Annotated in this window: 12 protein-coding genes; 6 read left to right on the top strand and 6 right to left on the bottom strand. The window is 75.6% G+C overall.

The window, feature by feature from the left end; translation table 11 throughout:
- Window positions 1-3 precede the first annotated feature (3 nt).
- Window positions 4-1,371, bottom strand: a complete 1,368-nt coding sequence (locus ACQEVB_RS15725; protein ID WP_432971165.1) for a PLP-dependent aminotransferase family protein — start codon at window positions 1,369-1,371, stop codon at window positions 4-6.
- Window positions 1,372-1,423: 52 nt separating this feature from the next.
- On the opposite strand from ACQEVB_RS15725, the gene ACQEVB_RS15720 reads away from it, so the two are divergent.
- Together ACQEVB_RS15720 and ACQEVB_RS15715 are read left to right on the top strand one after the other, a co-directional pair.
- Window positions 1,424-2,284: an SCO6745 family protein gene (locus ACQEVB_RS15720; RefSeq protein ID WP_432971162.1), complete on the top strand. Its 861-nt coding sequence runs from the start codon at window positions 1,424-1,426 to the stop codon at window positions 2,282-2,284.
- Entirely contained in the window at window positions 2,281-3,153 is an 873-nt protein-coding gene (locus ACQEVB_RS15715; RefSeq protein ID WP_432971159.1) for an NAD(P)-dependent oxidoreductase, read from the top strand. Before ACQEVB_RS15720 ends, ACQEVB_RS15715 begins: the two co-directional genes overlap by 4 nt.
- Here ACQEVB_RS15715 and ACQEVB_RS15710 read toward each other — a convergent pair.
- The gene (locus ACQEVB_RS15710; RefSeq protein WP_432971156.1) at window positions 3,140-3,676 is read right to left on the bottom strand and encodes a TetR family transcriptional regulator; all 537 of its coding nucleotides are present in this window, start codon (window positions 3,674-3,676) and stop codon (window positions 3,140-3,142) included. The two genes, ACQEVB_RS15715 and ACQEVB_RS15710, sit on opposite strands and share 14 nt — an antisense overlap.
- Window positions 3,677-3,736: 60 nt before the next feature.
- Between ACQEVB_RS15710 and bioB the strand changes: the two genes are divergently transcribed.
- Genes bioB through bioD form a run of 4 tightly spaced genes read left to right on the top strand, consistent with a single transcriptional unit; the run spans window position 3,737 to window position 7,882 of the window.
- A complete protein-coding gene (gene bioB, locus ACQEVB_RS15705; protein ID WP_432971153.1) occupies window positions 3,737-4,789 on the top strand; it encodes a biotin synthase BioB in 1,053 nt (350 codons plus the stop codon).
- A complete protein-coding gene (locus ACQEVB_RS15700; RefSeq protein WP_432971150.1) occupies window positions 4,786-6,048 on the top strand; it encodes an adenosylmethionine--8-amino-7-oxononanoate transaminase in 1,263 nt (420 codons plus the stop codon). The genes bioB and ACQEVB_RS15700 overlap by 4 nt, the downstream gene beginning before the upstream one ends.
- Window positions 6,048-7,175, top strand: a complete 1,128-nt coding sequence (locus ACQEVB_RS15695) for an 8-amino-7-oxononanoate synthase (protein WP_432971147.1) — start codon at window positions 6,048-6,050, stop codon at window positions 7,173-7,175. The genes ACQEVB_RS15700 and ACQEVB_RS15695 overlap by 1 nt, the downstream gene beginning before the upstream one ends.
- Complete coding sequence (gene bioD, locus ACQEVB_RS15690; protein ID WP_432971144.1) at window positions 7,172-7,882, top strand: dethiobiotin synthase; 711 nt, start codon at window positions 7,172-7,174, stop codon at window positions 7,880-7,882. The genes ACQEVB_RS15695 and bioD overlap by 4 nt, the downstream gene beginning before the upstream one ends.
- On the opposite strand, the gene ACQEVB_RS15685 is transcribed toward bioD, so the two are convergent.
- The 4 genes from ACQEVB_RS15685 to ACQEVB_RS15670 are packed head-to-tail and all read right to left on the bottom strand — an operon-like array spanning window position 7,791 to window position 11,986.
- Window positions 7,791-8,786 (bottom strand): ABC transporter substrate-binding protein, encoded by a 996-nt coding sequence (locus ACQEVB_RS15685; RefSeq protein ID WP_432971141.1) that lies wholly within the window; start codon window positions 8,784-8,786, stop codon window positions 7,791-7,793. The two genes, bioD and ACQEVB_RS15685, sit on opposite strands and share 92 nt — an antisense overlap.
- Before the next feature lie 10 nt (window positions 8,787-8,796).
- Window positions 8,797-9,639, bottom strand: a complete 843-nt coding sequence (locus ACQEVB_RS15680; protein ID WP_432971138.1) for a sugar phosphate isomerase/epimerase family protein — start codon at window positions 9,637-9,639, stop codon at window positions 8,797-8,799.
- Window positions 9,636-10,823: a dihydrodipicolinate synthase family protein gene (locus ACQEVB_RS15675; protein WP_432971135.1), complete on the bottom strand. Its 1,188-nt coding sequence runs from the start codon at window positions 10,821-10,823 to the stop codon at window positions 9,636-9,638. Before ACQEVB_RS15675 ends, ACQEVB_RS15680 begins: the two co-directional genes overlap by 4 nt.
- Window positions 10,820-11,986 (bottom strand): Gfo/Idh/MocA family protein, encoded by a 1,167-nt coding sequence (locus ACQEVB_RS15670; protein WP_432971132.1) that lies wholly within the window; start codon window positions 11,984-11,986, stop codon window positions 10,820-10,822. The genes ACQEVB_RS15675 and ACQEVB_RS15670 overlap by 4 nt, the downstream gene beginning before the upstream one ends.
- Window position 11,987: the final 1 nt, after the last annotated feature.

The following is an 11,987-nucleotide window of genomic DNA, read 5'->3' as shown; positions in this document are numbered from 1 at the left end:
GCGCTACGGCGATGCGGCCAGGTCCGTCGCGTGCGCCGCCCACGCCGCGGCCAGCCGCTCCGCGGCCGTGGTGAGCGTGTCGAGCTGGCCGGCGAACGAGAGCCGGACGTGGCCGTGGTGGCGGCCGTCGAGGCAGGACGCGCTGCCCGGGGAGATCGTCACGCCGTGCCGGGCAGCGGTGTGGGCGAACGCGTCGGCGCTCGCGACGGGCAGCTCCACCCACAGCGAGAGCCCGGCCGCCGGGCGGGTGATCCGCCAGCCCGGCAGGCGGGCGGCCAGCTCGGCGGCCAGGTGGTCGCGCCGCAGGGCCAGCGCGGCCCGGTGCGCGGCCAGCCACGGGCCGTCGATGGAGTCCAGCAGCTGGGCCGTGACGGCCTGAGTGACGGCGGCCGTCGCCAGGGTCAGCGACGCCTTCGCCGCCAGCAGGGTGGCCAGCACCGGCCCGTCCGCCCGGATCCAGCCGACCCGCAGGCCGCTCCAGAGCAGCTTGCTCGCCGACCCGACGGCCACCACGGCGGGGCTCAGCGCGGCAAGCGGTGGTGGCGGTTCGCCGTCGAGGTGCAGGTCGGCGAGGGTGAGGTCCTCCACGATCGTCGCCCGGCCGGCGTCGGCGACCGCCGCCACGGACTGGCGGGCGAGCGCCGGCATGACGGTGCCGGTCGGGTTGTGGCCGGTCGGCATGAGGTGCACGACCGTGCCCGGGCGGGCCAGCCGGGCCACGGCGGCCGGGTCGGCGCCGTCCGGCCCGGTCAGCAGCAGCCCGGCCGGTCGGCCGACGCCCGCCAGGCCGGGGTACGTCGGGCAAGTGGTGACGAGCCCGGATCCGGTGCGGGCGAGCAGCCACAGCGCCTCCTGCGCGCCCGCGGTGACCAGGATCTGGTCGGGCTCGGTGGGCAGCTGCTGGTGCCGGGTCAGGTGCCGTGCGACCGCAGCGCGCAGCGCCGGGAGGCCCGCCGGGTCGAGGCCGGCGCCGTCGAGCCCGGCCCAGGCCGCGGCCGCGTCGATCGGGGGCAGGTGGCTGCGGTCGGCGGGCACGGAGAGGGAGAGGTCGATGGCCTGCTCGTTCCGGCGCAGCAGCAGGGTGGCCGCGCCGCCTGCCGTCCACGACGGGCGGCCCAGCACGAACGTGCCCGCGCCCTGCCGGCGGGCGAGCACCCCGGCCGTCGCCAGGCGCTCGTAGCAGGCGACGACGGTGCCGCGGGACACCCCGAGCGCGGCCGCGAGCGCGCGCTCTGCCGGCACGCGGGTGCCTTCGCCCAGGGTGCCGTCCGCGACGGCGTCGAGCACGGCGGACGCGAGCCGCCGGTGCCGCGGCCCGGGGCGCTCCCGCCAGCCGCGGAACACGACCTCGGTCCACCACGCCTGGTCCATTCCCCCAGATTGGCACTGTCTCCGCGGTGCCGAGCGGACGATCGTGATCGCCGTGACCCCGACCCCGACCCTCGCCCGCCGGCTCTGGGAAGCCGTCGAGCCGCTGCACGCGATCGTCTACTTCGCGCCGCAGCCCGCCGCGGCGGCGCGGCGCATCGGCCTGCGCGGCTACTGGATGGGCTACTTCGCGTCGCGGGTCGCGCCGCTCGGGCCGGTGCCGCCGGTGGCCGTCGCCGCCATGGCGTACGGGTTCGCGCCGTCGATGGTGGCCCGCGCGATCCCGGACGCGTGGTCCTACGCCGAGCCGGCGCTGGTGCTGGAGACCCGCATCGCTGCCGCGGCCGAGGCCCTGCGCGCCGCCTTCGACCCGGCGGAGGTCACCGCGCTCGCGGAGCTGGCCGAACCGCTGTGGGAGACCGTCGCGGCCTGCCGGTTCGACGGGCGCCCGCTGGCCGCGGCGTGGTCGCAGGTGCCGCGCCCGGCCGACCCGGTCGCGTCGGCCTGGCTGGCTGCGGGGGTGCTGCGCGAGCACCGCGGCGACGGGCACGTGCTCGCCGCCGTCGCGCACGGGCTGGCCGGCCTCGACGCGACGCTCACGTTCGTCGCGGCCGGTGGCATGCAGCGCGACGTCATCCAGCCCGCCCGCGGCTGGACCGACGAGGAGTGGGCGCAGTCCGCGCGGCGCCTGGCTGCGCGTGGGCTGCTCGACCGCGACGGCCGCCTGACCAGGCTCGGCGGCGCCCTGCGGCACGACGTCGAGGACATGACCGACCGCCTGGCCGCCGCACCCGTCGAACGGCTCGGTCCGACCGGCGTGGAGGACGTCATCGCGCGGGCGGCGCCGCTCAGCCGGGTGCTCGTCGACACCGGCGCGTTCCCCGTGCCGAACCCGGTCGGGGCGCCGCGGCCGTGACCGTCGGGTTCATCGGGCTCGGGTCGATGGGGACGCCGATGGCGCGCAACCTCGCGACCGCCGGCACACCCCTGCTGGTGTGGAACCGCAGCCCCGAGAAGGCCGAGGCGATCGGCGCCGAGGTCGCGGCCGGCGCCGCGGAGGTGTTCGCCCGCTGTGATGTCGTGATCCTGATGCTGGCCGACGCCGCGGCGATGGACGACGTCCTCGGCCGTGGCACGCCGGCGTTCGCGGAGCGGGTCCGCGGGCGGACGGTCGTCCACATGGGCACGACGGAACCGGCGTACTCGGTCGGGCTCGCCGCCGACGTGCACGCGGCCGGCGGCAGCTACGTGGAGGCGCCCGTCTCCGGCTCCCGGGCGCCCGCCGAGGCCGGTGAGCTGGTCGCGATGCTGGCCGGCGCGCCCGACGCGGTCGACCGGGTGCGGCCCCTGCTCGCGCCGATGTGCCGCGAGACGGTCCCGTGCGGGGCCGCGCCGGGCGCGCTGCTCATGAAGCTCGCCGTGAACGTCTTCCTGAACACGCTGGTCACGGCGCTCGCCGAGGCCGTGCACTTCGCCCGCAGCCACCACCTCGACCTCGGCCGGTTCGTCGAGGTGCTGGCCGGCGGGCAGATGGCGAGCCCGATCATGCTGGTGAAGGCACCCAAGCTGGTGGCGGAGGACTTCGCCCCGCAGGCCTCGATCGCGAACGTGTGGGTCAACACGCAGCTGATCTCGGCGGCCGCGGCCGCCGCGGGGATCGCACTGCCCCTGCTCGACACGTCCCGCGAGCTGTTCGCCGAGGCCGCCGCGTTGGGCCTCGGCGAGGCGGACATGGCGGCCGTCGTGAAGGCCATCGAGGCGCGCCGCCCGGTCAGCGCCGAGTGAGCCCGGCCAGGATCGCCTCGATGCCGAAGGCGAACGCCTCGGCCGATCCCGTGGCTCGCGCCGGCTCCTCCGGCAGGATCTGCGCCCGGACGAGCTCGGCGTGGTTCTGCTCCTCGGCGACGAACCCCAGCACGTAGTGGATCACCGTCCGGGCCGCCCACTCCGCCTCGCGCGGGCCGAGTGTCTCGGCGAACAGCCGGCACAGGTCCTGCGCGGGCGCGACGACGTCGGGCCGGTACGCCTGCACGAACGACACGACCTCGGCCCCGTCGCGGACCTGCAACAACGCGGCGCGCAGGTGCTCAGCGGCCGCCCGGGGGTCGGTGGCGGGCGCCGGGACGTCCGCGATGATCCGGGCCGCGACGGCCGCGAGCAGCTCCTGCTTGCTCGCGACGTGGTAGTACAGCGCGCCCGGCTGCACGCCGAGGTCCTGGGCCAGCCCGCGCATGGACAGCCCGCCGAGCCCGCGTTCGCCGAGCGCCGCGTACGCGCCCTCGACGATCTGGGCCCGGGTGACCTTCACCGATCCAGTGTGCCGGCCGCCTCCTTGCCTCGTCGCGCCGGGCACGGCTAGCTTTGAACGGTGTTCAAAACCTTCGACGACCTCGCCTCCCGCCAGCTCGCCGGCGGCGTGCTCGACCGCGCCGACGCCCGGCAGGTCCTGCAGTGCCCCGACGAGGAGGTGCTCGGGCTGGTCGCCGCGGCCGGCCGGCTACGCCGCGCGCACTTCGGCGCGTCCGTCAAGGTCAACTACCTGGTCAACCTCAAGTCGGGGTTGTGCCCGGAGGACTGCGGCTACTGCTCGCAGCGCCTCGGCTCGTCCGCGCAGATCCTGAAGTACTCGTGGCTCTCCGCTGAGGAGACCGTCCGGCAGGCGAGCGCCGGCATCGCGGGTGGCGCGTCCCGGGTCTGCCTGGTCGCGAGCGGGCGCGGCCCGGGCGAGCGCGACGTCGAGCGCGTGGCCGGGGTCGTCGAGGCGGTGAAGTCGGCGCACCCGCACGTCGAGGTGTGCGCGTGCCTCGGCATCCTGGGCGACGGGCAGGCCGAGCGGCTGCGCGCGGCCGGCGTCGACGCGTACAACCACAACCTCAACACCAGCGAGTCGAACTACGCCGACATCTGCTCGACGCACGACTACGCCGACCGCGTCGCCACGGTGGAGAAGGCGAAGTCCGCCGGGCTCTCGCCCTGCTCGGGGCTGATCGTCGGCATGGGCGAGACCGACGAGGAGCTGATCGACGCGCTCTTCGCCCTCCGCGAGCTCGGCAGCGACTCCATCCCGATCAACTTCCTGATGCCGTTCGACGGCACCCCGCTCGCCGGCACCTGGGAGCTCGATCCGCTCCGCGCGCTGCGGATCCTCGCGCTGGCCCGCTTCGCCTGCCCGGCCACCGAGATCCGCATGGCCGGCGGGCGCGAGATGCACCTGCGCTCGCTGCAGCCGCTCGCTTTGCACGTCGCGAACTCGCTGTTCCTCGGCGACTACCTGACCAGCGAGGGGCAGGCGGCGCAGGCCGACCTCGCGATGATCGCCGACGCGGGGTTCCACGTGCTGGGGGCCGAGACCGCACCGGACCACGCGACCGTCACCATCCGGCAGCGCGGCGCCGGCACCGTCCACGCGCCGAACGCGTGACCGCGCTGCTGGAGCGCGACCGCGGCCTCGTCTGGCACCCGTACGCGCCACTGGACGGGCCGTCCCCCTACGCGGTGCGCGGGGCATCCGGCACCCGGCTGCAGCTGGAGGCGGCCGACGGCACCCGCTTCGACGTCGTCGACGCGATGAGCTCGTGGTGGTGCGCGATCCACGGCTACCGGCACCCCGCGCTGGACGCGGCGGTGCACGCGCAGGTCGACCGGTTCAGCCACGTGATGTTCGGCGGGCTCACGCACGAGCCGGCCGTGCGGCTGGCGGAGCAGCTGGTGGCGCTCACGCCCGGCGATCTGCAGCACGTGTTCCTGGCCGACTCCGGTTCCGTGTCGGTCGAGGTCGCGCTGAAGCTCGCCGTGCAGTACCAGGCGGCGATCGGGCGGCCGCAGCGCCGGCGGTTCGTCGCGCTGCGCGGCGGCTACCACGGCGACACGACCGGCGCGATGAGCGTCTGCGACCCCGTCGACGGCATGCACGCGCTGTTCCCGGGACTCGTCGCCGAGCAGCTGTTCCTGCCCCGGCCACCCGCCGACGACGCATCCGTCGACGGTTGGGTCGCCCAGGCCGAGCAGCTCGTCGCGGAGCACGCGGAGACGATCGCGGGGATCGTCGTCGAGCCCGTGCTGCAGGGCGCGGGCGGCATGCACGTCTACCCGCCCGTCTGCGTGACCGCGTTGCGCCGCATCGCCGACGAGCACGGCATCCTGCTGATCGCCGACGAGATCGCGACCGGCTTCGGCCGTACCGGCACCCCGTTCGGCGTCGACCACGCCGGCGTCGTCCCGGACGTGATGTGCGTGGGCAAGGCGCTGACCGGCGGCTACCTGTCCCTGGCGGCGGTGCTGTGCACCGGCGAGGTCGGCCGGACCGTCCGCACGCTGCTGCACGGCCCCACGTTCATGGGCAACCCCCTGGCCTGCGCCGTCGCGTCGGCCTCGCTCGACCTGCTGCCCGCGCACGCCGCGCGGGTCCCCGGGATCGCGAGCGAGCTGGCCGTGGCGTTGAAGCCCGCCGCGGCGCTGGGCTCCGTGCGGGACGTGCGGGTGCTCGGCGCGGTCGGGGTCGTCCAGCTCACCGGCCCCGTGGACGTCGTGGCGGTGACCCGCGCGGCGCTGGAGCGCGGCGTCTGGGTCCGCCCGTTCCGGGACCTCGTCTACACGATGCCGCCCTACATCTGCGCGCCCGACGAGATCGCGACCATCGGCGCCGCCGTCACCGGCGCGATCGAGCAGGTGCACGGCTGATGGGCGGCATGCAGGAGTGGATCACGTCCACCGCACAGGCGCGCACCGTCGTCCGTGCCGCCGACGAGCGACGCCACCCGCGCGCCGGCGTGCTCGACCTCGCGTCCAACGACTACCTCGGGCTGAGCGCGGACCCGCGGCTGCAGGGGTCCGCCGTGCGCGCGATCGAGCGGTACGGCGTCGGCGCCGGCGCGTCTCGGGTCGTCACGGGCACCACCGCGAGCCACGTCGAGCTGGAGACCGAACTCGCGCGGCTGACCGGGCAGCCCGCCTGCCTGGCGTTCTCCAGCGGCTACACCGCGAACATCGGCGTGCTCACCGCGCTCGGCGACCCGGACACGCTGCTGGTCTCCGACGCGCACGTCCACGCGTCCCTGATCGACGGGGCCCGGCTGTCGCGCTCCCCCGTCACCGTGTGCCCGCACGGCGACCTCGACGCGCTGGAGCGGCTGCTGCGCGAGCGGACGCAGCCGCGGGCGCTCGTCGTCGTCGAGTCGATCTACTCGGTGCTGGGCGACGCCTGCGACCTGCGCGGGGCCGCCGAGCTGTGCGCGCGGCACGACGCGTTGCTGGTCGTCGACGAGGCGCACGGGATCGGCGTGGCCGGCGGAGGCCGGGGGGCGGTCCACGCGGCCGGGCTCGCCGGTGCCGAGCACGTCGTCGTCACGGCGACGCTGTCGAAGGCGCTCGGCGCGCAGGGCGGCGCCGTGCTCGGATCGCCTGCGCTGCGGGAGCACCTGGTCAACACCGCGCGCACCTTCATCTTCGACACGGGACTCGCCCCCGCCGCCGCGGCCGCCGCCGCGACGGCCTGCCGGATCATCGCCGCCGAGCCGGACCGGGTCGCCGAGCTGCACCGCGTCGCCGCGGCGATCGCCGAGGCGGCCGGGGTGCCGCACGCGCCCGGCGCCGTGCAGTCGGTCCCGGCGACCTCGGCCGACGACGCCGTCGCGGCGACCGACCGGCTGCGCGACGAGGGCATCGCCGTCGGCTGCTTCCGGCCGCCGAGCGTGCCCGACGGCATCTCCCGGCTGCGCCTGGTCGCCCGCGCGGGCGTCGACGTGGAGCGGGCCGCGCACGCCGCCCGACTCGCGAGCCGCTGGGCACGGGCCGAGGTGCCGGCATGACCGTCCTGATCGTGACGGGGACCGACACCGGCGTCGGCAAGACCATCGCCACCGCGACGCTCGCGGTCCTGCACGGCGGCGCCGTCTACAAGCCCGTGCAGGCCGGTACGGAGGAGGGCGAGGGCGACATCGACGTCGTGCGGCGGCTGGCGCGCGGCACGGCCGTCCACGAGGGCGTCCGGCTGCCGCACCCGATGGCCCCGGTCGCCGCGGCCACGCGGGCCGGCGCGCGGCTGCCCCCGCTCCGGGCCCACGTCGAGCGGGTCCGGCAGCTGGCAGAGCAGGGCGACGTGCTGGTCGAGGGGGCCGGCGGGCTGCTCGTGGAGCTCGACCACGACGGCCACACCCTCGCCGACCTCGCGTCCGCGCTGGCCGCGCCGGTGGTCGTGGTGTGCCGCAGCGGCCTGGGCACGCTCAACCACACCGCGCTCACGGTCGAGGCGCTGACCCGGCGCGGCATCACCGTCGCCGGGCTGGTCATCGGGTCGTGGCCCGCCCACCCGTCCGCGATCGACGTGAGCAACCGGGCCCACCTGGGCGACCTGCTCGGAGTGCTGCCCGAGGGCGCCGGCGGCCTCGACGCCGACGAGTTCCGCCGGCGCGCCCCGGGCTGGCTCAGCCGCTGCGCAGCACCCGGAAGCGGTCGGGAGCTGCCGGATCGCGGTCCACGACCTGGATCGGCGGCCACGCCCACTGCCACACGCTGATGCCCGGCACGCGGGAGAACGTGATCCGCCCGCGGCTGCCGTCGACGGCGATGTCGGCCCAGGAACCGCCGGATCGCAGCATCGCGGCGAGGACGGTGGCGGTGTCGTAGCCCTCGTAGGCGACGAACGACGGCCCGTTCAGCTCGGCCTCGACCCGCTTGCCGAGCGGGTCGAGCTGCTCGGGCAGGTAGCGCAGGAACGGGACGGCGGCCCCCTCGGCGCCGAGCAGCTCCGCCCACTCGGGGAGCTCCGGTTGCCCGGCCGGCGCCCCGATCAGGACCCCGGCGAGGCGCGGGTCGCTGCGGACGGCCCGCACGATCGGCACCGCCGGCTCCGGGTACCCGACCAGCAGGAGCAGCGCCGTCGCGCCGCTGTCGACCAGTCCGTCGCAGACCGCAGCAGGGTCCAGCTCGACGACCGCCTCGAGGTGCTCGCGCAGGATCCGCGTACCGGACGCCCAATAGACGCTCGGCTGGGCGACGATGGCGACCCGGTCATGGCCTGAGGAGCGGAGGTGATCGGCGAAGAGCCGCCAGCCGCGGGACTGTGCCGGGGCGATGCGCGCGACCACGTCCGTCGGCCCGTCGGTGAGCGCATCGAGCACCGCCGACGAGCACAGGTAGGGCAGGCCGAGCGCGTCGGCCCGCGCGGCGACCGTCCGGGCGACCACGCTGTGGTACTCCCCCGCCAGCGCGGCCACGCCCAGCGACGCCAGCTCGTCGACGGCCGCGGCGGCCCGCTGCGGATCAGCCGCCGTGTCCCGCACCACCAGCTCCAGCGGCACCCCGCCGGCCGCGTTCGCGTCGCGCACCCCCAGCGCCAGCCCGGCGACCAGCTGCCGCCCGGCCTCTGCCCACCCCGGCCGGCTGAGCGGTGCGAGCGCACCGATCCGGATCGCGTCCATGCTCCCCCTGTCACAGCCCGACGTGCGCCCCGAACGCCGCCGCGACGCGGTGGGCGACCTCGCCCGGGTCGGCGTCCCAGATCTCCTGGTTGAAGATCTCGACCTCGACGTCGCCGCGGTAGCCGGCCTGCTCGACCAGCGCGGTGACGGCGCGGAGGTCGATGTGGCCGTCGCCCATCATGCCGCGGGCCAGCAGGGTGTCGGGTGGGAGTGGGGTGATCCAGTCGTTCACCTGGTAGCCGGCGATGCGACCGGTGCGGCCGGCGCGCGCGATCTGTTCGGCGAGCTGCGGGTCCCACCACACGTGGAAGGTGTCGAGCACGACGCCGACGTCGTCGTGCTGCTCGGCGATGTCGAGGGCCTGGCCGAGGGTGGAGATGACGCCGCGGTCGGCCGCGTAGATCGGGTGCATCGGCTCGATGGCGAGGGTCACCCCGGCCGCCACGGCATCGGCCGCCAGCTCCCCGACGGCGTCGGCGACCCGCGCGCGGGCTCCCGGCAGGTCGCGATCCCCTGCCGGCAACCCGCCCGGGACGAGCACGAGCACCGCAGCGGAACCGGGGGCGCCGGCCGCGGCGAGCGCGGCCGTCTCCTCGATCGCGCGACGGTTGTCGTCCATGGCGGCGCGACGGGCATCAGGATCGGACATGGTGAAGAACCCGCCCCGGCACAGGCTGGAGAACCGCAGCCCCGAGTCGGCGAGCAGCGCGGCAGCGGCAGCCAGGCCCACGTCGGCGACCGGCTCGCGCCACAGCCCGATGCTCGCGATGCCCGCCTTCTGCGTGACGGCGAGCGCGGTCGCGAGGTCGGCGCGCCGGACCGTGGCCTGGTTGAGCGAGAGCCGCGGGTTCACACGCCCACCGCCGCCGGCACGTCCACGCCGAGCAGGGCCAGGAACCCGTTCCAGCGCTGCGCCGCCAGCGCGGGGTCCTCCAGCGCTCCGGCGGCGTCGGCCAGCTCCACCAGCCGCGACAGGTGCGGCAGGCTGCGGCCGGCGTGCAGCCCGCCGACCATCGTGAACGCCGGCTGGTGACCGTTCAGCCAGGCCAGGAACGCGATGCCCGTCTTGTAGAACCAGGTCGGCGCGGCGAACACGTGCCGGGCCAGCTCCTCGGTCGGCCCGAGGATCCGCCGGTAGCCGCCCGGGTCGCCGGCGTCGAGCGCCGCGATCGCGGCCGACGCGTTCGGCGCGACGGCGGCGAACGCGCCCAGCAGCGCGTCGGAGTGCCGGGTGCCGTCGCCGGCGATGAGGTCGACGTAGTGGTAGTCGTCGCCGGTGAACATCGTGGTGCCCTCGGGCAGCCGGGCGCGCAAGGCGATCTCGTGGCCGGCGTCGAGCAGGCTCATCTTGATGCCGCGGATCCGCTCGACGTTCTCGCTCATGATCCGCACGACGGTGTCGAGGTTGGGCGCGACGTCCACGGCCCCGAAGTACCCCGCGAGCTTCGGGTCGAACGCCGCGCCCAACCAGTGCAGGACGACCGGTGCGGACGCGCGGGCCAGCACCTCCCGGTAGACGTGCTCGTAGTCGGCCGGCCCGGACGCGGCGCGGGCGAGGTGCCGGCTCGCCATGAGCACCACGCCGGCCCCGTGGTCCTCGGCGTGGTGCAGCTGCTCGACGTAGGCGTCGATCACTGCCTGCAGGCTCACGACCTCGTCGTCGAGGTGGTCGGTGTTGACCCCGACGACCAAGTCCCCGCCGACCGAACGGGCCTCGGCGGCGCTGCGGGCGATCAGCTCGCGCGTCGCCGCGGCGTCGAGGCCCATGTTGCGCTGGGCCGTGTCCATGGCGTCCGCGACACCCAGGCCCCACGACCACACGTGGTGGCGGAAGGCGAGGGTCGCGTCCCAGTCGATGTCCGCGGGTGCGCCGGGCACGTTCTCCCCGTCGATCCGGGGCACGACGTGCGCGGCGGCGTACGCGACGCGGGACCGCAGCGGCGCGGTGGGCCGGGTGAACGTAGGCGGTGCCGCCAGCTCGCGCCGCTGCACCTGGCCGTCGCGCAGAAGGGCGACGGTGCCCATCTGGCCGCTCATCCGACCCCCACCGGCAGCGTCAGCTCGGCCAGCTCCACCCGGCGGCCGGTGCGCGAGCTCTCCAGCCCGGCCTCGGCCAGCCGGACCCCGCGGGCGCCGGAGAGGAAGTCGTACTCGTGCGGCGCGTCCTCCAGGACGTGCAGCAGGAACTGCTCCCACTGGGCGCGGAACCCGTTGCCGAACTCGTCGTTCGGCGGCACCTCCGCCCAGTCGGCGTCGTAGTCGTGCGCGTCGGCCTCGTCCGGGTTCCAGACCGGCTTCGGCGTGACGTTGCGGTGCTGCACGCGGCAGCGGTGCAGCCCGGCGACCGCGCTGCCGTGGGTGCCGTCGACCTGCAGCTCCAGCAGCTCCTTGCGGTCCACCCGCACTGCCCAGCTGGAGTTCATCTGCGCGATCACGCCGCCGGGCAGCTCGAACACCGCGTACGCCGCGTCGTCGGCGGTGGCGGCGTAGGGCCGGCCCGACTCGTCGACCCGGTTCGGGATGTGCGTCACGGCGCGGGCGTACACCGACTCGACGCGGCCGAACAGGTTCTCCAGCACGTAGTTCCAGTGGGGGAACATGTCGACGACGATGCCGCCGCCGTCCTCGGCCCGGTAGTTCCAGCTGGGCCGCTGCGCGGGCTGCCAGTCGCCCTCGAACACCCAGTAGCCGAACTCGCCGCGCACCGACAGGATCCGGCCGAAGAACCCGGAGTCGATCAGCCGCTTCAGCTTCAGCAGGCCGGGCAGGTACAGCTTGTCGTGCACCACCCCGTTCTTGATGCCCGCCGCCTGGGCGAGGGCGGCCAGCTCCAGCGCATCCTCGACGGTCTCCGCGGTCGGCTTCTCCGTGTAGATCGCCTTGCCCGCCGCGATGGCCTTGCGCAGCGCGGCCGGGCGCGCCTGCGTGACGAGGAAGTCGGAGTAGATCTCCCAGCGCGGATCGGCCAGCGCGGCGTCCAGGTCGGTGGTGTAGTCGGCGATGCCGTGCCGCGCGGCGATCTCCGCGAGGCGCGGCGCGCTGCGCCCGACGAGCAGCGGCTCGAGCTGCACCCGCGACCCGTCGCTGAGCCGGATGCCGCCCTCGTCGCGGATCGCGAGGACCGAGCGCAGCAGGTGCTGGCGGTAGCCCATGCGCCCGCTGACGCCGTTCATGATGATGCCGATGCTCTGCCGAGCCATG

The sequence above is a fragment of the Pseudonocardia sp. CA-107938 genome, from assembly GCF_050936315.1.
Lineage (GTDB): Bacteria > Actinomycetota > Actinomycetes > Mycobacteriales > Pseudonocardiaceae > Pseudonocardia.
This window is presented reverse-complemented; position numbering and strand designations above follow the sequence as displayed.

Excerpts from the sequence above, each read along its gene's own strand:
- ACQEVB_RS15725 (WP_432971165.1), bottom strand. The coding sequence starts at position 1,371 with ATGGACCAGGCGTGGTGGACCGAGGTCGTGTTCCGCGGCTGGCGGGAG.
- ACQEVB_RS15695 (WP_432971147.1), top strand. The coding sequence starts at position 6,048 with ATGGGCGGCATGCAGGAGTGGATCACGTCCACCGCACAGGCGCGCACC.
- bioD (WP_432971144.1), top strand. The coding sequence starts at position 7,172 with ATGACCGTCCTGATCGTGACGGGGACCGACACCGGCGTCGGCAAGACC.
- ACQEVB_RS15685 (WP_432971141.1), bottom strand. The coding sequence starts at position 8,786 with ATGGACGCGATCCGGATCGGTGCGCTCGCACCGCTCAGCCGGCCGGGG.
- ACQEVB_RS15675 (WP_432971135.1), bottom strand. The coding sequence starts at position 10,823 with ATGAGCGGCCAGATGGGCACCGTCGCCCTTCTGCGCGACGGCCAGGTG.
- ACQEVB_RS15670 (WP_432971132.1), bottom strand. The coding sequence starts at position 11,986 with ATGGCTCGGCAGAGCATCGGCATCATCATGAACGGCGTCAGCGGGCGC.